This is a genomic window from Micromonospora sp. CB01531 (assembly GCF_001905095.1).
Lineage (GTDB): Bacteria > Actinomycetota > Actinomycetes > Mycobacteriales > Micromonosporaceae > Micromonospora.
Genome location: NZ_LWLS01000001.1, coordinates 503189 through 528732, shown reverse-complemented (window position 1 = coordinate 528732; position 25544 = coordinate 503189). Strand labels below are relative to the sequence as shown.

Below are 25544 nucleotides of genomic sequence, written 5' to 3'. Positions count from 1 at the left end.
GCGTATCCGGGCCGAAGCCCGGCGCCCCACCCACCGCCCGGGCCTGACGACCTCGGCCGGTGCGGCGGTGCCGGTCCGGTCAGGCGGCGGCGAGCGCGGGGGCGACCGAGTCGGGGGCCCAGCGCGAGCGGTGGCACTGCGACCAGCCCCGGCACCCGGGGTGGGCGACGGTGCAGAGCCGCTGGTCGCTGAGCACCTCGCCCTCGTCGGTCTCGACCACGTCGAAGTGCACCGGACGGATCGTGCCGTCCGGGGCGACCAGCAGGTGCCGTCCAGCATCGAGGGTGTCGTCACGCATCAGGCAGTTGCGGTCCAGCAGCCGGGCCAGCGCCGCGATGCTGGGCAGCTCGGGCAGGCGCTCGGGCACCCCGTAACAGTCGACCATGGTGCCGTACACCCCCGGCGCCTCCCAGACGTCACAGACCACCGCGTACGCGGGCAGTCGGACCGGGTCGGCGACGGCGAGGGGCATCACCACCCGGCCGAGCGCCTCGGCCAGCGCCGGGTAGACCTCCACGGGCGCCGCGCCGTCGATTCTCCAGTTCCACAGCTCGGTCATGCCGCCTCCTCGCTGTGCTCGTCCCACCGGCCTCCGGATCGGGCCTTACTGACGATGGTGGGGTGCATTTGACCTCAGCCGGGGGCAAGTTACCGGTCTGTGACCATTCCGGGCAAAATTTCCTCGAGCGTCATCGCTTCGAGTAGCGGGAAGATGACAGTTTATCGGGTATGGTGCCCCGTCCGGGAGAGCGACATGGCGGTCAGCGGACCCGGATGAGGTGCTCGCTCGCGGGCAGCAGCTCGCCGATCACCGTGGCGCCGGGGATCTCGCCCGCCACCAGCAGCCCGCCGGAGGTCTGCGCGTCGGCCAGCAGCAGCCGCTCCCCCTCGTCGAGGCCGCCGAAGTCGGTCCACGGGGTCACCCAGTCCAGGTTCCGGCGGGTACCGCCGCTGACGTACCCGTCCCGCAGCGCTTCCCGGGCGCCGGGCAGGTAGGGCACGGCCGCGGCGTCGATGGCGATGGTCAGCCGGCTGGCCCGGGCCAGCTTCGAGGCGTGCCCGAGCAGCCCGAACCCGGTGACGTCGGTGCCGCAGCGGATGCCGGCGGCGATCGCCGCCCGGGCCGCGTCCCGGTTGAGCCGGGTCATCGAGGCGACCGCCTCCGGGAACCGCTCCCCGGTCCGCTTGTGCCGGCTGTTCAGCACCCCGACGCCGAGCGGCTTGGTCAGCGACAGCGGCAGGCCGGCCCGGCCGCCGTCCAGGGTGATGAGTTCCTCCGGCCGCACCACGCCGCTGACCGCGAGGCCGTACTTCGGGCCGTCATCGTCCACGCTGTGCCCACCGGCCAGGTGGCAGCCGGCCTCCCGGGCCACGTCCTGGCCGCCACGCAGCACCTCCCGGGCCAACTCCACCGGCAGCACCTCCCGGGGCCAGCAGAGCAGGTTGAGCGCGACCAGTGGGGTGCCGCCCATGGCGTACACGTCGGAGAGCGCGTTGGTCGCGGCGATCCGGCCCCAGTCGTACGCGTCGTCCACCACCGGGGTGAAGAAGTCCACGGTGCTCACCAGGCCGGTCCGCTCGTCCAGCCGGACCACCGCGGCGTCGTCGCCGTGGTCGAGGCCGACCAGCAGGTCGGCGGCGCCGGCGGCCGGGCCGAGCCCGGCGACCATGGCCTCCAGCTCGCCGGGCGGAATCTTGCAGGCGCAGCCGCCGCCACGGGCGTAATCGGTCAGCCGGAGCGGATGGGTCATCCCCACATGATCTCCGCGTGGTGCCCGGTCCGCCACCGGAGCGGGCCGGTACGTAGCAGAAATCGGACTCCCCGGTACGTGGGCGACCGGTGTTACCTCACTGTGACCGTTCGAGTTGCGTTCCGCCATGTGGCCCCGCCTAGAGTTGCCCAACCGGGGGTCGACCGACCCCGGCTTATCTCCACGGACAGGGACGGTGGACGACGTGACGACGGGCGAACCGCTCATCGTGCTGGACGGGGTCAACAAGTGGTTCGGCCCGCTGCACGTGCTCGACGACGTCTCGCTCTCCGTCGGCAGGGGTGAGGTGGTCGTGGTGATCGGCCCCTCCGGCTCCGGCAAGTCGACGCTCTGCCGGACGATCAACCGGCTGGAGCCGATCAGCTCGGGCACCATCACCTTCGACGGGCAGCCGCTGCCGGCCGAGGGCAAGGCGCTGGCGAAGCTGCGCAGCGAGGTCGGCATGGTCTTCCAGTCGTTCAACCTCTTCGCGCACAAGACCATCCTGGAGAACGTCACGCTCGGCCCGGTCAAGGTCCGCAAGGAGAAGCCGGCCGCCGCCCGCGAGCGCGGCCTGGCCCTGCTCGACCGGGTCGGCATTGCCAACCAGGCCGACAAGTACCCCGCCCAACTCTCCGGCGGCCAGCAGCAGCGGGCGGCCATCGCCCGTGCGCTGGCCATGCAGCCCAAGGCGATGCTCTTCGACGAGCCGACCAGCGCGCTCGACCCGGAGATGGTCGGCGAGGTGCTGGACGTGATGACCTCGCTGGCCCGCGACGGCATGACCATGGTGGTGGTCACTCACGAGATGGGCTTCGCCCGGCACGCGGCCAACCGGGTGATCTTCATGGCCGACGGTCAGCTGGTCGAGGACGCACCGCCGACGGAGTTCTTCGCGAACCCGCGCAGCGAGCGGGCGAAGGATTTCCTCTCCAAGATTCTCACGCACTAGGCATTCGTAGTGGAGCGCGCCGTCCCCCGGCGGCTTCTGTCGAAAAGGAGATGAGTATGCGCATGAAGCGTATGGCGGCGGTCGCCGCCGCGGCCGCCCTGGCGCTCGGGATGACCGCCTGCGGTGACAACAAGGGCGACGAGGGCACCGGCTCGGGCAGCAAGTCGTTCGCCGCCGGCAGCACCATGGAGCGGCTGAGCAAGGCCCAGAAGATCAAGGTCGGCACCAAGTTCGACCAGCCGGGCTTCGGCCTGAAGGGCCTGTCGGGCAAGCCGGAGGGCTTCGACGTCGAGGTCGCGAAGATCATCGTCAAGGAACTCGGCATCCCCGAGGACAAGATCGAGTACGTCGAGACGCCGTCGAAGGTCCGTGAGGACAAGATCGTCGATGGCAGCGTCGACCTGGTCGCCGCGACCTACACGATCAACGACAAGCGCAAGGAGCGCATCGCCTTCGCCGGGCCGTACTACGAGGCCGGCCAGAACATCCTGGTGAAGAAGGACGACACCACGATCACCGGGCCGGACTCGTTCCAGGACGGCACCAAGAAGGTCTGCTCGGTCACCGGCTCCACCCCGGCTGAGGAGATCAAGAAGCACGTCAAGGACGTGGCCACCCAGCTGGTGCTCTTCGACACCTACGACAAGTGCCGCGACGCCCTCAAGGGCGGCCAGGTGGACGCGGTGACCACGGACAACGTGATCCTGCTCGGCTACGTCGCCAAGGACGAGGCCTCCTTCAAGCTCGCCGGCGAGAACTTCACCAAGGAGCCGTACGGCATCGGCGTGAAGAAGGAGGACACCGACTTCCGGAACTTCATCAACGACGTCCTGGAGAAGGCCATGCAGGACGGCCGTTGGAAGAAGGCCTGGGACGACACCGCCGGCAAGTTCGGCGCGCAGCTGGGCACGGCCCCGACCATCAACCGCTACTGAGCTGATCGTTCGATCTGGAGGGTGGGAAGGAACACCGACCCGTGAGTGTGCTCATCGACAAGTTCGACGTGTTTGCGGGTGGTTTCTGGCTCACCCTCCAGATCTGCGTACTCGCCGCGATCGGCGCCCTGATCCTGGGCGCCGTCGTGGCGGTGCTCCGGATCTCCCCGGTGCCGCCGCTCCGCGCCGTCGGCACCGCCTACGTGAACATCTTCCGGAACATGCCGCTGACCGTGGTGATGTTCTTCGCCGCCTTCGGCCTGCCGGCGCTGGGCTCCAACGCGGACTTCCTGCGGATCCCCGGCCTGGACGTGGTCTTCAGGCGGCTCAGCACCGACCTGCCGTACTTCCGCTTCGCGCTGATCGCTCTGGTGCTCTACACCGCGGCGTTCGTCTGCGAGGCGCTGCGGTCCGGGGTGAACGCGGTGCCGGCCGGTCAGGCCGAGGCTGCCCGCTCACTCGGTCTCACCTTCGGCCAGAACCTGCGCTACGTGGTCCTGCCGCAGTCCTGGAAGGCGTCGGTGGTGCCGCTCGGTTCGGTGATCATCGCGATGATCAAGAACTCCGCGCTGGTGGGCTTCTTCGGCGTGGTCGGTGACCTGTCCCAGACCGCCGACCAGCTCACCTCGGCCGAGGGCTACGCCTTCATCCCGGTCGCCATCGGCATCTCCATCGGCTACCTGATCATGACGGTGCCGCTCGGTGCCCTGCTCGACCGGATCGAGAAGCGACAGGCGGTGGCCCGATGAGTCAGCAGAACAGCGTCCTGTACGACGTCCCCGGCCCCCGGCAACGACGGATCACCCTGATCAGCAGCCTGGTCGCCACCGTCGTGGTGCTCGTCGGGGCGTACTTCCTGATCTACCGGCCGCTGTCCGACAAGGGCCAGTTCTCGATGGAGCTGTGGGGCCCGCTGGTCGACCCCGGCAACGAGAACTTCTCCCAGGTCTGGGACCGGATCGGGCTCGGCCTGAAGAACACGCTGATCGCCGCCGCCCTGGCCATCGTGTCCTCGCTGGTCGTGGGGACCCTGATCGCCGTGCTGCGGATCCAGCTCAAGAGCCTGGCCCGACGGCGCTACACCGGGCTGGCCACACCGGTGGCGTACCTGCTGCGCGGGCTGAACGTGCTGCTGTCGGCGGTGACCCGGGTCTGCGTCGAGGTGTTCCGGGGGCTGCCCGTCGTCATCACGATCTTCTTCGTGGCACGCGGCTTCCCCGAGTTCGGCATCTCGTGGGACAACCTCTGGTACCTGGTCATCGGTCTGACCATCTACAACTCGGTGGTGATCGCCGAGATCATCCGCTCCGGCATGGAGGGGCTGCCGGGCGGCCAGGCGGAGGCCGCCGCCGCGATCGGCCTCTCCCCGTTGCAGACCACCCGGATGATCCTGCTGCCGCAGGCGTTCCGGATCATGCTCCCGGCGCTGATCAGCCAGCTCGTCGTGGTACTCAAGGACACCTCGCTCGGCTTCATCATCAGCTACGAGGAGACGCTCAACATCGGCAAGCAGATCATCGGCGTGCTGGGCAACCCGATCCAGGTCTACGTCGTGATCGCCGTGCTCTTCATCGCGGTCAACTACTCGCTGTCGAAGCTGGCCCAGTACGTCCAGCACCGCCTCTCCCGCGGCCGCAAGACCGCCGGCACGCCGGCGCAGAACCCGCCGCCCGTGGCGCTCACGTCGCAGGCCGAGGGTGCCGGCGGAGGCGTCATCTGATCCGACCCGTACGGCGAAGGGCCGGCCCGGTTTCCCGGGCCGGCCCTTCTGCATCTCTGCGGTCAGCGGGCGATCTCGGTGACCCGGGACTCGCGGACCACCGTCACCCGGATCTGGCCCGGATAGGTCAGCTCCTCCTCGATCTGCTTGGCCACATCCCGGGCCAGCACCGCCGCGCCGATGTCGTCGACGTCCTCCGGCTTGACCATCACCCGGATCTCCCGGCCCGCCTGCATGGCGAAGACCTTCTCCACGCCGAGCTTGCCGGCCGCGATCTCCTCGATCCGCTCCAGCCGCTTGACGTACGCCTCCAGGCTCTCCCGCCGCGCCCCCGGCCGGCCACCGGAGCAGGCATCGGAGGCCTGGGTGAGGACCGCCTCGATGGTCTGCGGCGGCACCTCGTTGTGGTGCGCCTCGATGGCGTGCACCACGTCCTCGCTCTCGCCGTACTTGCGGGCCAGGTCCGCGCCGATGATGGCGTGGCTCCCCTCCACCTCGTGGGTGAGCGCCTTGCCGATGTCGTGCAGGAACGCGCAGCGCTTGATCGTCGGCACGTCCAGCCGCAGCTCGGCGGCCATGGTCCCGGCGATGTGCGCGGTCTCCACCAGGTGCTTGAGCACGTTCTGCCCGTACGACGTCCGGTAGCGCAGCCGGCCCAGCAGGGTGACCAGCTCCGGGTGGATCTCGGTGATGCCGACCTCGACCAGGGCGTCCTCGGCGGCCCGGTGGCAGAGCTCCTCCACCTCGTGCCGGGCCTGGTCGTAGACCTCCTCGATCCGGTGCGGGTGGATCCGGCCGTCCAGCACCAGCTTCTCGAGGGTGAGCCGGCCGACCTCCCGGCGTACCGGGTCGAAGCAGGAGAGCAGCACCGCCTCGGGGGTGTCGTCGATGATCAGGTTGACCCCGGTGACCGATTCGAAGGCGCGGATGTTGCGCCCCTCTCGGCCGATGATCCGCCCCTTCATCTCGTCGCCCGGCAGGTGTAGGACACTCACCACGCTCTCCGCGGTCTGCTCGCTGGCGACCCGCTGGATGGCGTCCACGACGATGTGCCGGGCCCGCTGCTCGGCGGTGCTGCGGGCGTCCGACTCGATGTCCCGGACCAACAGGGCGGCCTCCCGCTTGGCCTGGCTCTCGATCGACTCGACCAGCTCGACCCGGGCCGCCTCGGCGGTCAGCCCGGCGACCCGCTCCAGTTCGCGGCGGCGCTGCTCCTCCACCTCGGTGAGGGCCTGCTCCCGCTCGGCCAGCGCGGCCTCCCGGGCGGCCAGGGCAGCGCTGGCGGCCGTGAGCTGCCGTTCCCGCTCGGCGAGCCGCTCCACCTCCTCGGTGTGCAGCCGCTCCCGCTCGTCCATCCGGGTGGCCCGGCGCTCGACCTCGGCCGCCTGCTCGCGGGTGGTCGCGGCGAGCACCGCCACCTCCCGCTCGCCGCTGCGCCGGGCGGCGGTGCGGAGCTGCTCGGCGTCCGCCTCGGCCTGCTTGTGCGCCCGCTCCAGCACCGTGTCGGCCTCGGCGCGGGCATCGTCCAGGACCCGCCGGGCCTCGGCCCGAGCCGCCTTCGCCTCGGCCTTCGCGGCGGCCGCCTCGGCCCGGGCCGCCGCAGCGGCCGACTTCGCCACATCGGCGGTGCTGTTCGCCTCGTCGGCGGCGCTGCGCAGGGCAGCCAGCGACTGCTCCTGGCGATCCTTCTCGGCGATGAAGGCCGGGTCCTCCGGGGTGGGCGTGACACTGAGCCGACGCAGGGTACGCGCGCCGAGCAGGACCGCACCGACCACCACCGCGGCGAGCAGCAGCACCAGCACGAGGATGACGGCCTCGAACGCGCTCATGCCGCTCCGCCCAGTCCGGCCCGGCCGGTCCCGGTCGCACCGGCGATCAGGCTGCGGCGGCCGGCACGGGCCCGGGCGCCGGCGGACGGCCCGCCGAGGGCCCACGGAGGATCACCGGTGAACCTGTCCCGCCCCACCATGGCCGCCTCCCCTGAACGTCGGCGCCGCAGCCCGCGCGCCGACGGCACACGCCTGCGGCTCTGGACGCCCGACCGGAGCGGCTGGCCGTGGGTAGCTTTCCGTCGACGGTGCCCGTGGAGAGCATCGCCGGCGGCCGGTTGCAGTTGTCGGTGGCACCGGACCGACCGTCCGGTGCTGCCGTCAAAGGCCGGTGAAGCTGGCCCAAAGTGATGCGGTTCTGTTACGCGTTCTATGTTGTGCGCTTAGCCTGCGCTGGTCGGGCAATGTGAGCCTGTATGGCGAGGCTAGGTCTCCGGAGGCCGTTCGGTCAAGAACTCATGATCAAACCACCCGGACGGAGAGAAGTTGCGGCATCACCCAGCGCTGATCAGATGCCGGACACCGCCGGACAAAACCCACGCCGGGCAAGCTCGCCGATCACCCTCCCGACCTGCTCAGGGGCCCTCACGAGGCAGATCCCACCCACCCTCCGCTCGCACCGCGCGCCACTCGGCGTGGTCGCGAGGGCAGGCCACAACTTCTCCGAAAGAGTGGTCTTGCGGCGGCGGAAGGCCACACTTTCGGAGAAGTCGTGCGGACCTTGACGACCCGCGGCCCGAGGGCGCCGGCTCGCACCGGACTTCGCTGATCGGTCAGTCGAGGGTGCGGGTGTCCCGGTCGAGTTCGTGCTCGGCGTCCGCGAGCGCGTCGGCGTCGATGTGCTCGGCGAACTCGGCGGCCTCGGCGCTCTGCGCGGCCAGGGCCTCCTTCACCGCCCGGATCGCCACGCCCGGCGGGTACCCCTTGCGGGCCAGCATGCCCACGAGGCGGCGGAACACCGCGTCCGGCTCGCCCCGGGCGGTCCGCAGCTTCCGCTCGACCAGGGCCCGGGCGGTCTCCGCCTCGGTCTCCTCGTCCAGCTCGCCCAGCGCCTCGCTGGCCACCTCGCCGTCGACGCCGCGCTGGCGCAGCTCGTTGGCGAGCGCCCGCCGCGCCAGCCCACGGCCGGTATGCCGGCTGGTGACCCAGGCGCGGGCGAAGGCGGCGTCGTCGATGATGCCCACCTCGTCGTACCGGTCGAGGACCTGGGCGGCGACCTCCTCGGAGATGCCCCGCTTCGCGAGGGCGCCGGCCAGCTCGGCCCGGGTACGCGGCCGGACCGCGAGCTGCCGCAGGCAGATCTCCCGGGCTGCTTCGGCCTCGTCGCGGGGCGGGGCCGGCGCGGCCTCCGGATCGGTCTCCTCGGCGCGGCCCCGGCGAGGGCGGGGTGTGGTGGCGTCACCCGTGCGGGGCGGGCTGGCGTCCCAGCCCCGCCCCGTACGGGCGCGTCGTCCTGCCACGGGTCAGGTCAGAAGTCGACCGGCGGCAGCTCCGGGCCACCGGCGGCGTCGCCCACGCCGACCCCGACGCCGAGCTTCTCCAGGATCTTCTTCTCGATCTCGGCGGCCACATCCGGGTTCTCGCGGAGGAACTCGCGGGCCTTCTCCTTGCCCTGGCCGAGCTGGTCCCCGTCGTAGGTGTACCAGGCGCCGGACTTGCGGATGATCGCCTGCTCCACGCCGACGTCGATCAGCGACCCCTCGCGGGAGATGCCCTTGCCGTACATGATGTCGAACTCGGCCTGCTTGAACGGCGCGGCGACCTTGTTCTTCACGACCTTGACCCGGGTGCGGTTGCCGACCACGTCGGTGCCGTCCTTGAGGCTCTCGATGCGGCGCACGTCGAGCCGGACCGAGGCGTAGAACTTCAGCGCCCGACCACCGGTAGTGGTCTCCGGGCTGCCGAACATCACGCCGATCTTCTCGCGCAGCTGGTTGATGAAGATCGCCGTGGTGCCGGTGTTGTTGAGCACACCGGTGATCTTGCGCAGCGCCTGGCTCATCAGCCGGGCCTGGAGACCCACGTGGCTGTCGCCCATCTCGCCCTCGATCTCGGCGCGCGGCACCAGGGCGGCGACCGAGTCGATCACGATGATGTCGAGCGCGCCGGAGCGGACCAGCATGTCCGCGATCTCCAGCGCCTGCTCGCCGGTGTCCGGCTGGGAGACCAGCAGGGCGTCGGTGTCGACGCCGAGGGCCTTCGCGTACTCCGGGTCGAGCGCGTGCTCGGCGTCGATGAAGGCGGCGATGCCGCCCGCCCGCTGGGCGTTGGCCACCGCGTGCAGGGCGACCGTGGTCTTACCGCTGGACTCCGGGCCGTAGATCTCGATGACCCGGCCACGGGGCAGACCGCCCACGCCGAGCGCGACGTCGAGCGCGATGGAGCTGGTCGGGATCACGGCGGTCTGCACGACCGGCCGCTCCCCCAGCCGCATCACCGAACCCTTGCCGAACTGCTTGTCGATCTGAGCGAGAGCAAGGTCGAGTGCCTTCTCCCGGTCCGGCCCTGCCGCCATCGTTGCCACCCCTGCCTTCGCCGGCGTCTTACCTGAGCTTCGCGTCACGCGGGACACGCTAGGCGCTGGGTCCGACAGAAAACCAGCCGACGGGCCGCGAGCTGTGGACGAGCACCCCGCTGTGGACAATAGCCGAACAGGTGTACGACTCGGCAAGCGACACGCGGACTCGAGAAAAAGGCTGCTCAGCGTAGTCGCGCGGGGACCCGGTCGGGATAGGCGGCGACCACCGCCCGCCACACCACGTGCGTCTCCTCACCCGCGGCGAGGGCCTGCTCGATGGTCCGCCCGCCGAGCTGGGACAACACCTGGTCGCTGGCGATGCTGGCCGCGTAGCCCGGCCCGAACGCCTCCTCCAGCCGCGCCCAGAAGTCGGTCAGCCGCACGTGTCACTCCTCCTTGTCGGGCGCCCCCGCTGGCACCGGACGCAACGCTAGCGCCACCAGGGGCACCACCGCGATCGCCGCGAGCAGGGTGAGGGTCGGATAACCGGCCACCCGCACGACAAAACCACTCAGCGCCGCAGCGCCCGCCCCGGCCAACCCCATGGTCAGGTCCGACAACCCCTGAACGCTCGGCCGCACGTCCGTGGGCACCGACTCGGACAGCAGGGTGGAGCCGGCAACCATGGTGCCCGACCAACCCAGTCCGAGCAGCGCCAGACCGAGCGAGAGTTCCGGCGTGTGGTGTCCGGCCGTGCCGGCGACCGCGCAGGCGGCGAGCAGCACCCCGACCCCGCCGAGGATCACCGCGCGCCGGCCGAGCCGGTCGGTGAGCCAGCCGACCACCGGGGACAGCGCGTACATGCCGGCGATGTGCAGGCTCAGCACGATGCCGACCACCCGCAGCACGTCGGCGTCGTCGTGGAACTCGCCGAGCCGAACCGGGGTCATCGACATCACCGCGACCATCACCAGGTGCCCCATCGCCACCGCGGCGATGCCGAGCCGGGCGGCGGGCCGCTCGCGTACCACCCGCCAGGCCACGCGCATCCCTGCGTCGCGCCGCGCGGCGACCTTGACCGGCGCGGGGCCGGCCGGAGCCGCGACCGGCTCGACCGCCGGGGCGTCGGCCGCCGCCAGCCGGCGCGCGGTGAGCAGCGGGTCGGGCCGCAGCAGGATCAGCAGGACGACCGCGGCCACCACGAACGCGGCGGCGCTGAAGGCGAACGGGCCGGCCAGCGGCGGCAACCCCCAGCCGCTGGTGGCGTGGTCGGCGAGCGCGGCGAAGTTCGGCGCGGCCACCGCGCCGATCGTGGTGGCCCAGACGACCACCGAGAGCTGGCGCCCCCGGCGGGCCGGTTCGGCCAGGTCCATCGCCGTGTAGCGGGCCTGGAGGTTCGCCGCGGTTCCGCCGCCGAAGAGCAGCATGCCGAGAAAGAGCAACGGCACCTGACGGATGACCGCGGCGAGCACCACCAGTACGCCCCCAGCGGCCCCGACCAGGTACGCCACCACCAGGCCCGGCCGACGGCCGTGACCGGTCATGATCCGGGTGACCGGGACGGCGAGCAGCGCCCCGCCGACCACGGCGGCGCTCTGTGCCAGGCCGGCCACGGCGGTGCCGGCGATCCGGGCGGCGAGCAGCGTACCCACGGCGAAGACGATGGCGACGCCGATCCCGCCGATGATCTGGGTGACGAAGAGCAGCCGCAGCGTCCGACGCTGGATCGGGGCGACGTCGGACCGGGTCGGTGCCAGGGCGGTCAGATCGGTGGCCATGCGGAGCGCTCCTTGGTAAGGGGTGACCTATCCTCCCGCACCCGACCAGGCCGCCGGCACCCGGTTTCTGTTAGAGGCCGAGACCCCGGCCGATGATCTCCTTCATGATCTCGGTGGTGCCGCCGTAGATGGTCTGCACCCGGCCGTCCAGCCAGGCCTTGGCCACCGGGTACTCCAGCATGAAGCCGTAGCCGCCGTGCAGCTGCAGGCAGCGGTCGGCCACCCGGTTCTGCAGCTCGGTGGTCCACCACTTGGCCTTCGCCGCGTCGGTCACCGAGAGCCGGCCGGCGTTGAACTCGGCGACGCAGTGGTTGACGAAGGTCCGCGCGATGGTGACCTCGGTGTCCAGCTCGGCCAGGAGGAACCGGTTGTGCTGAAACTTCCCGATCGGCCGGCCGAACGCCTCCCGTGAGCGGGCGTAGTCGAGGGTGAGCGCGAGCAGTTTCTCCGCCGCCGCCACCGCCGCCACGGCGATGCTCAGCCGCTCCCGGGGCAGGTTGGCCATCAGGTGGTAGAAGCCGTGGTTCTCGGTGCCGATCAGGTTCTCCACCGGCACCCGGCAGTCATCGAAGAACAGTTCCGCAGTGTCGTTGGCCTTCAGGCCCACCTTGGCCAGCCGCCGGCCCCGGCTGAACCCGGGCGTGCCGGTCTCCACCGCGATCAGGCTCACGCCGTGCGCGCCCTGGTCGGGCGCCGTCTTGGCGACCACCACCACGAGGTCGGCCAGCTCCCCGTTGGTGATGAACGTCTTCTGGCCGTTGAGGACGTACGTGTCGCCGTCGCGGACCGCGCCGGTGCGGATGCCCGCCAGGTCGGAACCCGCCCCCGGCTCGCTCATCGCGATCGCGGTGACCAGGTCGCCGGAGCAGAAGCCCGGCAGCCAGAGCTTGCGCTGGTCGGCGGTGGTCAGCTCGGTGAGGTACGGGGCCACCACGTCGTTGTGCAGGCCGAACCCGAGGCCGGAACAGCCGGCCGCGACGATCTCCTCGTCGAGGACCGCGTTGAACCGGAAGTCGTGCTGCCCGCCGCCACCGTGCGCCTCGTCAACGTCCATGCCGAGCAGCCCGGCCGCGCCGGCCTTGCGCCACACCTCCCGGTCCACGATCCCGTCGGCCTCCCAGCGCTCGTGGTAGGGCAGGGCTTCCCGGGCGAGGAACTCGCGGCACAGGTCGCGGAACTCCTCGTGCACGGGCTCGTAGAGATGCTGCTCCATGGCGATGAGTCTGCCCGCCACCCGGGCGGGCGGGAAGGGCCGGCAACCCCGCGAAGCGCCCGCAAGGTCTTGACGACGCTATCCGTCGCAGCCTTATTCTCACGAAACGATTTCCGTGGACCTTGGTCCGCTCGCGCAACGCTAACCGTAGGACTGAGGAGCGCCCATGTCAGCCGGGCCCGCCACCCCCGCGGTCGCTCTTCGCGGCCTGCGCAAATCGTTCGGCGCGGTGGAGGCGGTGGCCGGCGTCGATCTGGAGATCGCCGACGGTGAGTTCTTCGCCATGCTCGGGCCGTCCGGCTCGGGCAAAACCACGGTGCTCCGCATGATCGCCGGGTTCGAGCCGCCGACCGCTGGGACGGTCCTGCTCGGTGGGCGCGACGTCACCCGGCTCGCCCCGTTCGAGCGGGACGTCAACACCGTCTTCCAGGACTACGCGCTGTTCCCGCACCTCACCGTGCGGCAGAACGTCGAGTACGGCCTGCGGGTACGGAAGGTGGGCCGCGCTGAGCGGCGCGCGCGGGCGGAGGAGGCGCTGCGCAGCGTACGGCTGGACGGGCTGGATGATCGGCGGCCGGCCGCGCTCTCCGGCGGGCAGCGGCAACGGGTCGCCCTGGCCCGTGCCCTGGTCATCCGCCCGAAGGTGCTCCTGCTCGACGAACCGCTCGGCGCGCTGGACCTGAAGCTGCGCGAGCAGATGCAGGTCGAGTTGAAGGCGCTGCAGCGGGAGGTCGGCATCACCTTCGTCTTCGTCACCCACGACCAGGAGGAGGCGCTCACCATGAGCGACCGGGTGGCGGTCTTCGAGAACGGTCGGATCGCCCAGGTGGGCAGCCCCGCCGAGGTCTACGAGCGGCCCGCCAGCCCGTTTGTCGCCGGCTTCGTCGGCACGTCCAACCTGCTCAGCGGCGACGCGGCACGAGCCATCCTCGGCCGGGAGGGCACCTTCTCGGTCCGCCCGGAGAAGATCCGGCTCGTGGGCCCGCCGACGGCTCCAGGTCGCGGCGCGGCGACAAACGCGCCCGAGCTGGAGTTGCCGCCCGCGAGTGCGGAGGAGGCCTCGGCCACCGGACGGATCGCCGAGGTCGTCTACGCCGGGGCGACCATCCGGTTCGTCGTCGACCTCGACGCCGGCGCCCGGCTGGTCGTGACGCAGCAGAACCTGACCACCTCCTCGGCCGACGTGGCGGCACTGCGCGGCACCCCGGTGCGCCTAGCCTGGCGCGCCGAGCACGCTGTGGCCGTGCCCGACCCCGTGGTGCCGACCCCCCGCGAGAAGGAGAGCGCACATGCGTACCGGTAGAACTCTGACCGCGCTCGCCGCGGTCGGCTTGCTCGCCCTGACCGGCTGCGGCGACGGCGGAACGGACGCCGGCGGATCCGGTCCCGGCGGCATCAAGCCCCCCTCCGTGCCCAAGCTGAGCAGCCTCGGCGCGGGCGAGGGCGAGGTCAACATCGTCGCCTGGGCCGGCTATGTGGAGGACGGCTCCACCGATCCGAAGGTGGACTGGGTCACCGACTTCGAGAAGCAGACCGGCTGCCAGGTCAACGTCAAGGTCGCCGGCACCTCCGACGAGATGGTGACCCTGATGAAGACCGGCGAGTATGACGTGGTCTCCGCCTCAGGTGACGCCTCGCTCCGGCTGATCTACGGCGGGGACGTCGCGCCGGTCAACACCGACCTGGTCACCAACTACAAGGACGTTTTCGACGGGCTCAAGCTGAAGCAGTGGAACTCCGTGGACGGGGTGGCCTACGGCATCCCGCACGGGCGCGGCGCCAACCTGCTGATGTACCGCACGGACGTGGTCAAGCCGGCCCCAACGTCGTGGGGCGCGGTGTTCGACGCCAACTCGCCGTACAAGGGCAAGATCACCGCGTACGACTCGCCGATCTACCTCGCCGACGCGGCGCTCTACCTGATGAAGCACCAGCCGGACCTGGGCATCAAGAACCCGTACGCGCTGGACGACAAGCAGTTCACCGCGGCCGTGGACCTGCTGAAGAAGCAGAACGAGACGATCGGCGAGTACTGGTCGGACTACACCAAGGAGGTGCAGGCCTTCAAGACCGGCAACTCCGTGCTGGGCACCACCTGGCAGGTGATCGCCAACCTGGCGCAGGCCGACAAGGCGCCGGTCGAGGCGATCCTGCCCGAGGAGGGGGCGACCGGCTGGTCCGACACCTGGATGATCTCGGCGAAGTCGAAGCACCCGAACTGCGCGTACCGGTGGATGGACCACATCATCTCCCCGAAGGCCAACGCCGCGGTGGCGGAGTGGTTCGGTGAGGCGCCGGCCAACCGGCTCGCCTGCGCCCAGACGGCCGACAAGAACCACTGCGGGACGTTCCATGCCGAGGACGAGGCGTACTTCGAGAAGGTCTGGTTCTGGAGCACGCCGGTGGCCCAGTGCCTCGACGGGCGCAAGAACGTGACCTGCAAGGACTACGCGGCCTGGACCCAGGCCTGGACCACCGTCAAGGGCTGAGGTGGCCACCTCGATGCTCGGCCGGTCCGCGGACGCCGCTGGAGCGGACACCGCCCGCGGACCGGTCCGCCGGCTCTCCGCCTGGCTGCACCGCCACGCCGGGGTCCGGCTCGCCGCCCTGCTGGCCGCGCCGCTGTTCTGGCTGGTGGTCGCATACCTGGGCGCGCTGGCCGTGCTGTTCGTCTCGGCCCTGTGGACCGTCAACGGCTTCACCGGGGAGGTGGTCCGGCAGCCGACTCTGGTCAACTTCCGCACCATCGCCGCCGACGAGGTGTACCGGACAGTCGCGCTGCGCAGCGTCGGGGTGGCCGCGGCGGTAACCGTGATCGACACGCTCATCGCGCTGCCGATGGCCTTCTACATGGCGAAGGTCGCCCGCCCCCGGTACCGGCGCTGGCTGGTGGTCGCCATCCTCACCCCGCTCTGGGCCAGCTATCTGGTCAAGGCGTACGCCTGGCGGGTGCTGCTGGCCAACGGCGGGCCGGTGGACTGGCTGCTCGGGGGACCCGGCAGCGGCCCGGGTTACGGGCTGACCGCCACCGTGCTGGTGCTGGCCTACCTGTGGTTGCCGTACATGATCCTGCCCGTCTACGCGGGCCTGGAGCGCCTGCCCGATTCGCTGCTGGAGGCGTCGGCGGACCTCGGGGCGCGGGCGGGCCGGACGTTCCGAAAGGTGGTGCTGCCGGTCATCGTCCCGTCGTTGATCGCCGGTTCGATCTTCACCTTCTCGCTCTCGCTGGGCGACTACATCACCGTCCAGATCGTCGGCGGCAAGACCCAGCTCATCGGCAACCTGGTCTACGCGAACATCGGGGCGGCCAACAACCTGCCGTTCGCGGCCGCGCTGGCCACCATCCCGGTCCTGATCATGGTCGTCTACCTGGTCGCCGTGCGGCGCTCCGGGGCTCTGGAGGAGTTGTGACGCTCTCCCGGTCGGCGCGTTGGCTGCTGCGCGGCGCGATGGCGCTCGGCCTGGCCTTCATCTACCTGCCGCTGGCCATCGTGCTGGGCAACTCGTTCAACGCCGACCGCACCTTCGCCTGGCCACCGGTCCGGTGGACGACGGAGTGGTGGGTGCGCGCCTGGGACAACGCGGGCGCGCGGGAGGCGCTGTGGACGTCGGTCAAGGCGGGGCTGGGCGCCACCGCAATCGCGCTGCTGCTCGGCTCGCTGGTCGCGTTCGCCGTGCAGCGCTACCGGTTCTTCGGCCGCGGGACGGTGTCGCTGCTGGTCGTGCTGCCGATCGCGCTGCCCGGCATCGTCACCGGCATCGCCCTGGACACCGCGTTCCGTTCGGTGCTGGCGCCGCTGGGCATCGGCAAGGGCCTCTTCTCGGTGATCGTCGGGCACGCCACCTTCTGTGTCGTGGTGGTCTACAACAACGTGCTGGCCCGGTTGGGCCGGCTGGGCGGCAACCTCCAGGAGGCGTCGGCCGACCTGGGGGCCGACGGCTGGCAGACCTTCCGGTACGTCACCTTCCCGGTGCTGCGCTCGGCGCTGCTGGCCAGTGCGCTGCTGGCGTTCGGGCTCTCCTTCGACGAGATCATCGTCACCACGTTCACCGCCGGCCCGGGCGTGCAGACACTGCCGATCTGGATTTTCAGCAACCTGTTCCGGCCGAACCAGGCGCCGGTCATCAACGTGGTGGCCGCCGTGCTCATCGTCGCCTCGGTGGTGCCCATCTACCTCGCCCAGCGGATCTCGGACACGGCCAGCGGCGGCCGCCTCTGACCCGCCGTGGTCTTTTCCGGGCCCGACCGGTGGGTCAGGATGGCGGGATGACCACGCTCACCGGCCGGCAAATCGCCGACGAGGGACTGGACGGGTGGACGTACCTGCTCGGCGGTCTGCAGACCCGGATCGCCACGGGGAACTTCGCCACCGGGCTGGCGGTCGTCGACGCCATCGGCGCGGAGGCCGAGCGGATGGACCACCACCCCGACCTCGACCTCCGCTACACGCACGTCGACGTGCGGCTCTGGTCCCACGACGTGGGCGGGGTGACCGCCCGGGACGTCCGGCTGGCCCGGGCCATCGCCACGATCGCCGCCGATGCCGGGGTGACGCTGGGTCACACCAGCGTCGCCCGGCTCGAACTCGCCCTGGACACCCCGGACTTCGCCGCCGTGCTGCCGTTCTGGCAGGCGGTGCTGGCCGTGGCGCACCGCTCCGGGCCGGGCCTCGGCGACGAGCTGCGCGACCTGGCCGGCACGCTGCCCACCGTGTGGTTCCAGGAGTCCGGCAGTGCGGAACCCCGGCAGCGCTGGCACCCCGACGTGTGGGTGGACCCGGCGGAGGTGCCACCGCGCATCGAGGCCGCGCTGGCCGCCGGCGGCACGCTCGTCAGCGACGAGAACGCGCCACGGTTCTGGGTGCTCGCCGACCCGGACGGCAACAGCGTCTGCCTCTGCACCTGGCAGGAACGCGACTGACCGGACGTGCCGACGGGTGAGACAGAACCCTTCTCACCGGAGGCGTTGAGAAGGGGCCTCCTCTCACGCCAGGGCGCGGGCGGCCACCGTCAGGTCCGCGACCAGGCCCTCGTACGCCACGTCCTGGTTGTCCGCGCGCAGCACGGCGGACGGGTGGATGGTGGCCAGCAACTGGGCCTCTGGGGCGTCGGCCACCTTGCCGGCCTGGTCCACCGGCACCCGCTTGAAGTCCTGCGGGCGCTGCGCGGCGTCCGGCCAGGGCAGTAGTTCCCCGCGCTGCTTCGTCACCCGGAACGCCGGCCCGAGCAGCGCCTTGGCGGCGGTGGCGCCGAGCACCACGACGACCTCCGGGCGGAGCCGGGCGAACTCGGCGACCAGCCAGGGCCGGCAGGCGGTGATGTGCACCCGGTCCGGCGTCTGGTGGATCCGCCGCTTCCCGCGCAACTCGAACCGGAAGTGCTTCACCGCGTTGGTCAGGTAGATGTGGCCGGGGTCGATGCCGGCGTCGTCCACGGCGCGGCGCAGCACCCGCCCGGCAGGGCCGACGAACGGCAGGCCCTTCTGGTCCTCCATGTCGCCGGGCTGCTCGCCGACGAAGACCACCCGGGCACTCTCGTCACCCCGGCCGAACACCGTCTGGGACGCGTTCCGGTAGAGCTCGCAGCCCTGGCAGCCGGCCGCGGCGGCGCGCAGCTGGTCGATCGTGTCCGCCTGCGGCGGGATGAACTCCTGCGCTCCGGGCGCGCTCTCGGTCTCGGCCATGCCCGACTTTATATACCGGTTTCGTCATCGACGCCGGGTGCCGCCCACATCAGTAACCACCGCCCCCGCCGCCGCCACCGCGCGAGGCCAGCGCGATCGCGATGATCACCAGGATGATCACCACCACCGCCACCCCGATCCAGATGCCCTTCCGGGACCTGTTCGCCACGGTCACCCACCTCCCGGCCGGTCTTACCCGCCGCCGACCGGGCCATGCCGCCGGGCGTGCCGGGTGCGCGGCCCGGCCGGGATCACGCGGTGAACGGGGCCGGCCCGACGGGACGCACCGCTCGCGCCACCGCCTCGGCCAGGGGCGCGAGGTCGGCCTCGTCGAGCGGGCTGACCGTGATCCGGACGCCGGGGGCGGCGGCGATCCGGTTCAGCGCGCCGGGGGCGACCGACCAGCCGGCGTCGCGCAGCGCGGTGACCACCACGGTCTCGTCGGGCACGGGCACCCAGACGTTGATCCCGGTGCGCCCGTGGGCGGCCAGCCCCCGGGCGGCCAGCGCGTCGACCAGCCCGTCCCGCCGCCGCTCGTAGCTCTCCCCCGCCCGCCGCACCAGGTCCGCCGTACCAGGGTCGTGCCAGAGCGCCAGGACCAGGCGTTGCAGCACGGTGGAGACCCAGCCGGCGCCCACCCGGGCGCGGCCGGCCACCCGGGCCACGGTGGCCTCGTCGCCGGCGAGCACCGCGAGTCGCAGGTCCGGACCGTAGGGCTTGCTCACCGACCGGACGAAGGCCCACGCCGGGGTCGCGCCGGCGAGCGGGTGCAGGGGAACGCGGGCCAGCTCGGCGGCGTGGTCGTCCTCGATCAGCAGCAGGTCGGCGCGGCCGGCGAGCAGCGTACGCAGGGCCGCAGCGCGGTCGGCGGAGACGGCGGCGCCGGTCGGGTTCTGGGCGCGGCTGGTCACGATCAGCGCGCGGGCCCCGGCGGTGAGGGCGGCCCGGACGCCCGGCTCGGTGGGGCCGTCGTCGTCGACGGGCACCCCGATGACGCGTAGCCCGAGCGCGGCGAGCAGGTCGAGCAGGTTGGCCCAGCCCGGGTCCTCGACCGCGACCGCGTCGCCGGGACGCAGGTGGGCGGCGAGCAGGCGCTCGATGCCGTCCAGCGCGCCCCCGGTCACGGTGATCTCCTCGGCCGGTACGCCGTCGGCGGCGAGCCGCTCCCGGGCCGCGGCGGCCAGCTCGGGCAGGACGGCGGTGATCGCGTACCCGCCGGGCGGGCCGAGCTCGGTGGCGAGCGCGGCCAGGTGCGGGCCGAGCGGCGGCAGCAGCCGGCTGTCGGGCTGGCCGGCGGAGAGGTTGCGGGCACCGGGCAGCGGGGCCGGCATCAGGGCGGCGCGGCGGGTGGCGACGGGTGGGCGGGGCCGGACCCGGGTGCCGTGCCGGCCGGCGGTGACCACCAGGCCCCGCTGGCGCAGCTCCTGGTACGCCTTGGCCACGGTGGCCGGGCTGACCGCCAGCTCGGTGGCCAGGGCACGGACGGCCGGCAGGGTGACGCCCGGGGCGAGGCCGCCGCTGCGGATGCCGCTTTCCACGCTCGCCGAAATGGCCGCCGACGACGAGCCGACGATCTGATAATGTGCTGCCACAGTTCGAAGATTGTACTAGAACAAAGGTGGGACTGCCGCATGTACCCCCGGACCGAACGGACCACGGCCACCCGCATGCGGGACCGGATGAGCTACGACGAGGCCGCCGCGCACGCCGTACTGGACGAGGCGTACCACTGCGCCCTGGGGTTCACCGTGGACGGCGAGCCGCGCGTGCTGCCCACCCTGCACGTCCGCATCGGCGACACCCTCTACCTGCACGGCTCCACCGGGAGCCGGCCGCTGCTCGCCGCCCGGGGCGACGGGCTGCCGGTCTGCGTCGCGGTGACCCTGCTCGACGGGCTGGTCTACGCCCGGTCCCAGTTCAACCACAGCGCCAACTACCGGTCGGTCGTCGTCCATGGCACCGCCCGCCCGGTGACCGACGAGCGGGAGAAGGCCGAGGTGCTCACCGCGCTGGTGGAGAAGGTGGCGGCCGGACGCAGCACCGACAGCCGCCCGCCGAGCCGGCGCGAACTGGCCGAGACGGCCGTGCTGGCCCTGCCGCTGCGCGAGGTGTCGGTCCGCGCCCGGGCCGCCGGAGCCAACGACGACCCGGCCGACCTCGACCTGCCGTACTGGGCGGGGGTGCTGCCGCTGCGGCTGACCGCCGGCGTGCCCGAGCCGGCCGCCGGGGTGGCCGCGCCGGTGCCGGCGTACCTGCGGCCCGCCCGGTCGGCCTGGCTGGAGCCCGTCGTGCTGCGCGGCGAGCACGTGGTGCTGGAACCGCTCGACCTGTCCCACGCCGAGGAGCTGTACGCCACCCTCGACGACCCGGAGGTCTGGCGGTACGTCGGCAGCCCCCGGCCGCGGAACGCGGCCGAGACGGCCGGCCAGATCCGCGCCGCGCTGGACGCGAACCTGCGGGGAGTCCGGACGCCCTGGGTGCAGCGGTGCGCCGCCACCGGCGCGGCCGTCGGCACCACCTCGTACTACCAGCCCGACCCGGACCTACGGACCCTGGAGATCGGCTTCACCCAGCTCGGACGGGCGTGGTGGCGCACCGGGATCAACACCGAGGCGAAGCTGCTGCTGCTCACCCGGGCCTTCGAGGAGCTGGACGCGATCCGGGTCACCTGGCAGACCAGCACCCTCAACGAGCGCTCGCAGCGGGCCATCGAGCGGCTCGGCGCCACCCGGGAGGGGACGCTGCGATCCAACCGCCGCCGCGCCGACGGCACCTGGCGGGACTCCGCGCTCTACTCCATGCTCGCCACCGAGTGGCCCAACGCACAGGTCACGCTGCGGGAAAGGCTTCGCCCGGCGGCCTCGGTGGCGTCATGATGTCCGGCGTGCTGGGCATCACCGACATCTGGACGTACGTGCTGGGGACCGTGGCCATCGTGCTGCTCCCCGGGCCGAACTCGCTCTTCGTGCTCTCCACCGCCGCCAAGCGCGGAGTACGGGCCGGCTACCGGGCCGCCGGCGGGGTGTTCGTCGGCGACTCGGTGCTGATGTTCCTCTCCGCCGCCGGGGTGGCGTCGCTGCTCAAGGCGTACCCGCCGCTCTTCCTGGTGGTCAAGTACGCCGGCGCCGCGTACCTGGGTTACGTGGGCCTGACCATGCTGCGCGGCGCCTGGCGGCGCTGGCGCGACCGCAACAACCCGGCGACGCCGCGCCTGATCGACGCGGCGGAGCCGGCCGCGATGCGCAGTCCGTTCCGGAAGGCGCTGGTGATCAGCCTGCTCAACCCGAAGGCGATCCTCTTCTTCATCTCGTTCTTCATCCAGTTCGTCGACCCCGGGTACGCCTGGCCGGCGCTGTCGTTCGTGCTGCTCGGGTTGATCGCCCAGGTGACCAGCGCGCTCTACCTGACCGCGCTGATCTTCGCGGGCACCTTCCTGGCCGCCCAGTTCCGCCGTCGCCAGCGCCTGGCCGCCGGCGGCACCACCGCCGTGGCCGCCCTCTTCCTCGGCTTCAGCATCAAGCTCGCCACCGCGTCGATGTAAGGAACGGGCCCCGGTCAACGCCTGGGGTGTAGCAGGGGTCCCCGGTTGACGTGTGGACGCGCGGCGGCACCGGCCCGACACGGGGGCGGGTCAGGTGCCGTCGCCACCGCCGCCGCCCCCGATGCCGCCACCCCCGCCAGCGGTGCCCTGGAGGCCGAAGCCCGGCTGGACGGGCTCGTCCGGGTGGCGGCTGACGTGCGCCGACTCCCGGATCATGGCGGACCAGTCGGCGTGCGCGGCGGCTGCCGCATGCCGGTCGATCGCGTGCCGCAGCCAGCCGTCCACGGTGGACACCCAGTCCCGCTGCCCGGCCCCGGCGTGCCAGACCCGGAACCGGCTGATGCTCTGGTGGGTGACTCCGGCCAGGGAGAGCCGTCGGTCCATCCAGAGCAGCACCTCCAGCCCTGCCGAGTTGGTCACGAAGATCACCTCCAGCTCGGTGATCGGGCCGGCGTACAGCGGCGCCACCCAGTAGCCGAGCTGCTCGTAGAACGGCAGCGTCTGCTCCACGCCGGGCAGCCGGCCGTGCTGGAGGCCCGCCTGCCGCATCACGAAGCCGAGGGTGTCCAGCGCGGCGAGGACGCCCTGCTGGGCGGGGAGCGGGTGGATGAAGATCGGCACCATCGCGCCCTGATCTAGGTCCGGATCGACCGACACCTCGGTACGCAGCCCGTGGCGCAGGCTCATCAGCGGTACCCCGCCGAACATGTTCACCGGGGTCTCCCAGGGCAGCGGGAAGGCGAAGTCGACCGCCCGCCGGCGCCCGGCCGGCACCACGAACCGGCCGGCGACCGGCACCTGGTGGTACTGCACCAACCGGCGCGGCGCGTCCGGATCCTCCGGCTCGAGCTGGGCGGCCAGTCCGAGCCGGATGTGCCGGACCGGCACGTCCTCGACCCCGGCGGTGAGCGTCACCCGGCCGGGCAGCCGCAGGCCCGGTCGGGTGCTGGCGTTGGTCACGGTGGTGCTCACCGAGAGCCCGGTCCAGACGGACTCCGACGACAGCCCGGTCAGCCGCATGCCACCGGCATTCCCGCTCGCCGGGCGGGCACTCCTGCCCCGCGACCGGTCCGGCCCCCGGGCCCTAGGACGTGCAGACGGGCCGGCCGTCGGGCCCGAGGAACCCGACGGCCGGACAGGGTGGGACCGTCAGCGCAGGCGGCGGCCCCGGGGCACCGGGTCGGTCTCGTCGTCGAACTCGCCGATGACCTCCTCCAGCAGGTCCTCCAGCGCCACGAAGCCGATCGGCCGGGTCGGGCCGCCACCGTTGCGGACCAACGCCAGCTGGGCCTGCCGGCCCCGCATGGCCGCCACCGCCTCGGTGACCGACGCACCGGAGGGCAGCGTGAACGCCGGGGTCATCAGCTCACCCGCGGTCGCCGGCCGACCCGTGGTGACCGCCCGGACCGCCTCGCGGACGTGCACGAGGCCGCACACCTCGCCACCGGCGTCGAGCACGGCCAACCGGGACCGGCCGCTGTCCCGCGAGACGTGCTCGATCCGCTCGGCGGTGTCCTCCCGGCGTACCGTGACGATCCGGTCGAACGGCTCCATCACCTGCGCGACCGTGGTGCCCTGCAGCTCCAGCATGCTGGTCAGCATCTGGTGCTGCTCCGCGCCGAGCAGCCCGTGCTCGCGGGACTGCTCCAGCAGGATGCGCAGCTCGTCCGGGCCGTGCACCTGGGCGAGCTGGTCCTGCTGGCGTACGCCGACCAGCCGCAGGATCGCGTTGGCCAGCGCGTTCAGCGCGGACAGCACCGGGCGGGACACCCGGGCGAAGGCCCGGAACGGCAGCGCCAGCAGCGTGGCTGAGCGCTCCGCGTCGGTGATCGCCCACGACTTCGGGGCCATCTCGCCGACCACCAGGTGCAGGAAGGTCACCAGGGCGAGCGCGAACACCAGCGCCACCAGGTGGCTGGCCGCCAGCGGCAGACCCACCGCGTGCAGCAGCGGGCTGATCAGGTGCTCGATCGCGGGCTCGGCGAGGGCACCGAGGCCCAGGGTGCAGAGCGTGATGCCGAGCTGGGCGCCGGCCAGCATCAGGCTCAACTCGCGGACCCCTTCCAGCGCCGCCCGGGCCGCCCGGCCGCCGCCGGCCGCCATCTGCTCCAGGCGGTACCGTTTGGACGCCACCAGGGCGAACTCGGCGGCCACGAAGAAGCCGTTGAGCGCCAGCAGCACCACGGAGAAGAACAGCGCAAACCCGGGGGTCATGCCGCCTCCTCCCCGCGCTCAGCGACGGTCGTCCGGAGCCGGACGGAGTCGGCGACGTGCCGATCCACGGCCAGCACCTCGACCAGGGCGCGCTGTTCGACGTCGGGCAGCTCGCCGTCGACGGCAAGGCTGATCTCCAGCCGGTCGCCGACCTCGGGCACCCGGCCCAGCTCCCGCATGACCAGCCCGGAGAGAGTGTCGTACTCGGGTGCCTCGGGCAGCGCGATGCCGGTGCTGTCGGCGACCTCGTCGATCCGCCAGCGGGCCGGCACCACCCAGGAGCCGTCGTCCTGCCGCGCCGCGGCCCGCTCCGGCGGATCGTCCTCGTCGCGGATCGGCCCGACCAGCTCCTCGGCGATGTCCTCCAGCGTGATCACGCCGGCGAAACCGCCGTACTCGTCGACCACGCAGGCGAGCTGCCGGTGCCCGACCCGGAGCCGGTCCAGCACCGTCGGCAGCGGCAGCGTCTCCGGCACCAGCAGCGGGGGTACGGCCACCGCCTCGACCCGGGTGGTGGCCCGCTCGGCCGGTGGCACCCCCAGCACGTCGGCGATGCCGACCACGCCGACCAGGTCGTCGACGCCCTCGGCGCCCCGGACCGGGAACCGGGAATGCCCGGTGTCCAGCAGCTCGACGACCCGGCTGACCGGCTCGTCGGCCCGTACGGTGTGCACGTCGACCCGGGGAACCATGGCCTCCCCGGCGGTCAGTTCCCGGAAGTCGAGACCCCGGTCGAGCAGATCGGACATCGCGGCGTCGAGGTGCCCCTCCTCTCGGGACTCGGCGATGATCTGTTCCAGGTCCTCCGGGGTGGCGCCGCTGGGCAGCTCCTCGATCGGCTCGATGCCGACCCGGCGGAGCAGCCGCACGGCGGCCCGGTCGAAGAGGGTGATCAACGGTCCGGCGATCTTCAGGTAGATCAGGGTGGACCGGGCCAGCGCCCGGGCCAGGGGTTCGGCACGGGCGATGGCGAGGTTCTTCGGGGCCAGCTCACCGAGGACCATCTGCACCACGGTGGCGATGATCAGGGCCAGCGCCACCGACAGCGGCAGCGCGACCCCGGTGGAGACCCCGGCGACGCCGAGCAGGTCGGCCAGCCCGGCGCCCAGGTACGGCTCGGCGGCGTAACCGACCAGCAGGGCGGTGACGGTGATGCCGAGCTGGGCGCCGGACAGCATGAACGACAGCCGTCCGGTCACCTCCAGGGCCCGGGCGGCGGCCTGGTCACCCCCGTCGGCGAGCTGCTTGAGCTTGCCCCGGTCCACGGCGACGTAGCCGAACTCCTGGGCCACGAAGTAACCGGTGGCGGCGGTGAGCACGATGATGAGAACGAGTCCCACGAGGATCAACACGGGACGCTCAGGGCTCCCGGGGCCGTCGGGACTGGGGATTGCCGGGCATGACCCGGCTGGCTACTGCTGCCCTCCTGGGCAGAGGAGTCGATCATGCGGCCATTTTATCGGCGCTGGC

23 protein-coding genes and 1 pseudogene are annotated in these 25544 nt (G+C 72.0%); 11 read left to right on the top strand and 13 right to left on the bottom strand.

From position 1 onward, the window contains the following. Positions 1-79: 79 nt before the first annotated feature. Both A6A27_RS02440 and selD read right to left on the bottom strand, forming a co-directional pair. On the bottom strand, positions 80-559 hold the full coding sequence (locus A6A27_RS02440; RefSeq protein ID WP_073832651.1) for a hypothetical protein: 480 nt from the start codon (positions 557-559) through the stop codon (positions 80-82). 202 nt (positions 560-761) lie between these two features. After that, positions 762-1751: a selenide, water dikinase SelD gene (gene selD, locus A6A27_RS02435; RefSeq protein ID WP_073832650.1), complete on the bottom strand. Its 990-nt coding sequence runs from the start codon at positions 1749-1751 to the stop codon at positions 762-764. A gap of 196 nt (positions 1752-1947) precedes the next feature. Here selD and A6A27_RS02430 point away from each other — a divergent pair, with 196 nt between their 5' ends. From A6A27_RS02430 to A6A27_RS02415, 4 genes are read left to right on the top strand one after another with little or no spacing between them, the layout of a single operon-like run. Continuing rightward, positions 1948-2703, top strand: a complete 756-nt coding sequence (locus tag A6A27_RS02430; RefSeq protein WP_073832649.1) for an amino acid ABC transporter ATP-binding protein — start codon at positions 1948-1950, stop codon at positions 2701-2703. 56 nt (positions 2704-2759) lie between these two features. Continuing rightward, entirely contained in the window at positions 2760-3638 is an 879-nt protein-coding gene (locus tag A6A27_RS02425) for a glutamate ABC transporter substrate-binding protein (RefSeq protein WP_073832648.1), read from the top strand. Between the two features lie 41 nt (positions 3639-3679). Continuing rightward, on the top strand, positions 3680-4387 hold the full coding sequence (locus A6A27_RS02420) for an amino acid ABC transporter permease (protein WP_073832647.1): 708 nt from the start codon (positions 3680-3682) through the stop codon (positions 4385-4387). Beyond that, positions 4384-5358 (top strand): amino acid ABC transporter permease, encoded by a 975-nt coding sequence (locus A6A27_RS02415; protein ID WP_073832646.1) that lies wholly within the window; start codon positions 4384-4386, stop codon positions 5356-5358. Before A6A27_RS02420 ends, A6A27_RS02415 begins: the two co-directional genes overlap by 4 nt. A 62-nt stretch (positions 5359-5420) precedes the next feature. Here the strand turns inward: A6A27_RS02415 and rny are convergent, their stop codons facing one another. The 6 genes and pseudogenes from rny to A6A27_RS02385 all read right to left on the bottom strand — a co-directional run bounded on the left by rny (position 5421) and on the right by A6A27_RS02385 (position 12636). After that, positions 5421-7187: a ribonuclease Y gene (rny, locus tag A6A27_RS02410; protein ID WP_073832645.1), complete on the bottom strand. Its 1767-nt coding sequence runs from the start codon at positions 7185-7187 to the stop codon at positions 5421-5423. Between the two features lie 773 nt (positions 7188-7960). Beyond that, the gene (locus A6A27_RS02405; protein ID WP_073832644.1) at positions 7961-8647 is read right to left on the bottom strand and encodes a regulatory protein RecX; all 687 of its coding nucleotides are present in this window, start codon (positions 8645-8647) and stop codon (positions 7961-7963) included. A gap of 8 nt (positions 8648-8655) precedes the next feature. Next, positions 8656-9702: a recombinase RecA gene (gene recA, locus A6A27_RS02400; RefSeq protein WP_073832643.1), complete on the bottom strand. Its 1047-nt coding sequence runs from the start codon at positions 9700-9702 to the stop codon at positions 8656-8658. Positions 9703-9887: 185 nt separating this feature from the next. Next, positions 9888-10088 (bottom strand): DUF3046 domain-containing protein, encoded by a 201-nt coding sequence (locus A6A27_RS02395; RefSeq protein WP_073832642.1) that lies wholly within the window; start codon positions 10086-10088, stop codon positions 9888-9890. Next, positions 10079-11423: pseudogene (locus A6A27_RS02390) on the bottom strand (MFS transporter). The gene A6A27_RS02395 and the pseudogene A6A27_RS02390 overlap by 10 nt, the downstream one beginning before the upstream one ends. A gap of 70 nt (positions 11424-11493) precedes the next feature. Next, on the bottom strand, positions 11494-12636 hold the full coding sequence (locus A6A27_RS02385; protein WP_073832726.1) for an acyl-CoA dehydrogenase family protein: 1143 nt from the start codon (positions 12634-12636) through the stop codon (positions 11494-11496). Between the two features lie 166 nt (positions 12637-12802). Between A6A27_RS02385 and A6A27_RS02380 the strand changes: the two genes are divergently transcribed. From A6A27_RS02380 to A6A27_RS02360, 5 genes are read left to right on the top strand one after another with little or no spacing between them, the layout of a single operon-like run. Next, positions 12803-13939, top strand: a complete 1137-nt coding sequence (locus A6A27_RS02380; RefSeq protein WP_073832641.1) for an ABC transporter ATP-binding protein — start codon at positions 12803-12805, stop codon at positions 13937-13939. Then, entirely contained in the window at positions 13926-15125 is a 1200-nt protein-coding gene (locus A6A27_RS02375; protein ID WP_073832640.1) for an ABC transporter substrate-binding protein, read from the top strand. The genes A6A27_RS02380 and A6A27_RS02375 overlap by 14 nt, the downstream gene beginning before the upstream one ends. A gap of 13 nt (positions 15126-15138) precedes the next feature. Then, on the top strand, positions 15139-16047 hold the full coding sequence (locus A6A27_RS02370) for an ABC transporter permease (protein WP_073832725.1): 909 nt from the start codon (positions 15139-15141) through the stop codon (positions 16045-16047). Beyond that, positions 16044-16856 (top strand): ABC transporter permease, encoded by an 813-nt coding sequence (locus tag A6A27_RS02365; RefSeq protein ID WP_073832639.1) that lies wholly within the window; start codon positions 16044-16046, stop codon positions 16854-16856. Before A6A27_RS02370 ends, A6A27_RS02365 begins: the two co-directional genes overlap by 4 nt. A gap of 47 nt (positions 16857-16903) precedes the next feature. Next, complete coding sequence (locus tag A6A27_RS02360; protein ID WP_073832638.1) at positions 16904-17557, top strand: 4a-hydroxytetrahydrobiopterin dehydratase; 654 nt, start codon at positions 16904-16906, stop codon at positions 17555-17557. Positions 17558-17620: 63 nt separating this feature from the next. On the opposite strand, the gene A6A27_RS02355 is transcribed toward A6A27_RS02360, so the two are convergent. Both A6A27_RS02355 and A6A27_RS02350 read right to left on the bottom strand, forming a co-directional pair. Next, positions 17621-18319 carry a UdgX family uracil-DNA binding protein gene (locus A6A27_RS02355; protein ID WP_073832637.1) on the bottom strand — a complete coding sequence of 233 codons (699 nt, stop codon included), beginning with the start codon at positions 18317-18319 and terminating at the stop codon, positions 17621-17623. Positions 18320-18570: 251 nt separating this feature from the next. Beyond that, positions 18571-19911 carry an aminotransferase class I/II-fold pyridoxal phosphate-dependent enzyme gene (locus A6A27_RS02350; RefSeq protein WP_073832636.1) on the bottom strand — a complete coding sequence of 447 codons (1341 nt, stop codon included), beginning with the start codon at positions 19909-19911 and terminating at the stop codon, positions 18571-18573. A gap of 39 nt (positions 19912-19950) precedes the next feature. Here A6A27_RS02350 and A6A27_RS02345 point away from each other — a divergent pair, with 39 nt between their 5' ends. Further along, the gene (locus tag A6A27_RS02345) at positions 19951-21195 is read left to right on the top strand and encodes a bifunctional pyridoxamine 5'-phosphate oxidase family protein/GNAT family N-acetyltransferase (protein WP_073832635.1); all 1245 of its coding nucleotides are present in this window, start codon (positions 19951-19953) and stop codon (positions 21193-21195) included. Continuing rightward, on the top strand, positions 21192-21860 hold the full coding sequence (gene leuE / locus A6A27_RS02340; protein ID WP_073832634.1) for a leucine efflux protein LeuE: 669 nt from the start codon (positions 21192-21194) through the stop codon (positions 21858-21860). The genes A6A27_RS02345 and leuE overlap by 4 nt, the downstream gene beginning before the upstream one ends. 90 nt (positions 21861-21950) lie before the next feature. Here the strand turns inward: leuE and A6A27_RS02335 are convergent, their stop codons facing one another. From A6A27_RS02335 to A6A27_RS02325, 3 genes are all read right to left on the bottom strand, one after another. Beyond that, entirely contained in the window at positions 21951-22880 is a 930-nt protein-coding gene (locus tag A6A27_RS02335; RefSeq protein WP_073832633.1) for a sporulation protein, read from the bottom strand. A gap of 129 nt (positions 22881-23009) precedes the next feature. Continuing rightward, positions 23010-24074, bottom strand: coding sequence for a hemolysin family protein (locus tag A6A27_RS02330; RefSeq protein WP_073832632.1), 1065 nt, complete (start codon positions 24072-24074; stop codon positions 23010-23012). After that, entirely contained in the window at positions 24071-25426 is a 1356-nt protein-coding gene (locus A6A27_RS02325; RefSeq protein ID WP_073832631.1) for a hemolysin family protein, read from the bottom strand. The genes A6A27_RS02330 and A6A27_RS02325 overlap by 4 nt, the downstream gene beginning before the upstream one ends. Positions 25427-25544: the final 118 nt, after the last annotated feature.

What these genes read in the sequence shown, in the direction of transcription:
- A6A27_RS02330 (WP_073832632.1), bottom strand. Translation starts at nt 24,074, where the DNA reads ATGACCCCCGGGTTTGCGCTGTTCTTCTCCGTGGTGCTGCTGGCGCTC.
- leuE (WP_073832634.1), top strand. Translation starts at nt 21,192, where the DNA reads ATGATGTCCGGCGTGCTGGGCATCACCGACATCTGGACGTACGTGCTG.
- A6A27_RS02385 (WP_073832726.1), bottom strand. Translation starts at nt 12,636, where the DNA reads ATGGAGCAGCATCTCTACGAGCCCGTGCACGAGGAGTTCCGCGACCTG.
- A6A27_RS02370 (WP_073832725.1), top strand. Translation starts at nt 15,139, where the DNA reads ATGCTCGGCCGGTCCGCGGACGCCGCTGGAGCGGACACCGCCCGCGGA.
- A6A27_RS02415 (WP_073832646.1), top strand. Translation starts at nt 4,384, where the DNA reads ATGAGTCAGCAGAACAGCGTCCTGTACGACGTCCCCGGCCCCCGGCAA.
- A6A27_RS02375 (WP_073832640.1), top strand. Translation starts at nt 13,926, where the DNA reads ATGCGTACCGGTAGAACTCTGACCGCGCTCGCCGCGGTCGGCTTGCTC.
- A6A27_RS02355 (WP_073832637.1), bottom strand. Translation starts at nt 18,319, where the DNA reads ATGGCCGAGACCGAGAGCGCGCCCGGAGCGCAGGAGTTCATCCCGCCG.
- recA (WP_073832643.1), bottom strand. Translation starts at nt 9,702, where the DNA reads ATGGCGGCAGGGCCGGACCGGGAGAAGGCACTCGACCTTGCTCTCGCT.
- selD (WP_073832650.1), bottom strand. Translation starts at nt 1,751, where the DNA reads ATGACCCATCCGCTCCGGCTGACCGATTACGCCCGTGGCGGCGGCTGC.
- A6A27_RS02380 (WP_073832641.1), top strand. Translation starts at nt 12,803, where the DNA reads ATGTCAGCCGGGCCCGCCACCCCCGCGGTCGCTCTTCGCGGCCTGCGC.
- A6A27_RS02345 (WP_073832635.1), top strand. Translation starts at nt 19,951, where the DNA reads ATGTACCCCCGGACCGAACGGACCACGGCCACCCGCATGCGGGACCGG.
- A6A27_RS02335 (WP_073832633.1), bottom strand. Translation starts at nt 22,880, where the DNA reads ATGCGGCTGACCGGGCTGTCGTCGGAGTCCGTCTGGACCGGGCTCTCG.
- A6A27_RS02425 (WP_073832648.1), top strand. Translation starts at nt 2,760, where the DNA reads ATGCGCATGAAGCGTATGGCGGCGGTCGCCGCCGCGGCCGCCCTGGCG.
- rny (WP_073832645.1), bottom strand. Translation starts at nt 7,187, where the DNA reads ATGAGCGCGTTCGAGGCCGTCATCCTCGTGCTGGTGCTGCTGCTCGCC.
- A6A27_RS02360 (WP_073832638.1), top strand. Translation starts at nt 16,904, where the DNA reads ATGACCACGCTCACCGGCCGGCAAATCGCCGACGAGGGACTGGACGGG.
- A6A27_RS02440 (WP_073832651.1), bottom strand. Translation starts at nt 559, where the DNA reads ATGACCGAGCTGTGGAACTGGAGAATCGACGGCGCGGCGCCCGTGGAG.